At 34.9% G+C, this 284-nt stretch carries 1 pseudogene; it reads right to left on the bottom strand.

The features are described 5' to 3' along the window. A pseudogene (locus ACSG5Z_RS32110) lies at nt 1-284 on the bottom strand (ABC transporter ATP-binding protein); the annotation flags it as partial.

Below are 284 nucleotides of genomic sequence, written 5' to 3'. Positions count from 1 at the left end.
ATCCACCTAGATCTTTATAATCTAATTGCAATTGGTCATAATCAGCTAATAAACTTTCATATGTAGCCTCGTTTGAAAAGTTTTCTTCTTTTCCCATCTCTTGCTCTAGCCTTCGAAGTTTTGTCTCCATTTGCTGCAAGTGTGTAAAGACGGTTAACATTTCATCCCAAATTGTTATAGACGTTTCTAACCCGGTATTTTGAGCTAAATATCCGATTGAGACATCTTTTGGTTTTATAATTTCGCCACCATCATGAGATAGCTCACCAGCTATTATTTTTAAT

This window comes from Bacillus pretiosus (assembly GCF_051294775.1).
GTDB classification, from domain to species: domain Bacteria; phylum Bacillota; class Bacilli; order Bacillales; family Bacillaceae_G; genus Bacillus_A; species Bacillus_A wiedmannii.
The sequence above is the reverse complement of the archived record's forward strand: the minus strand, read 5'-3'. Positions and strand labels throughout refer to the sequence as shown.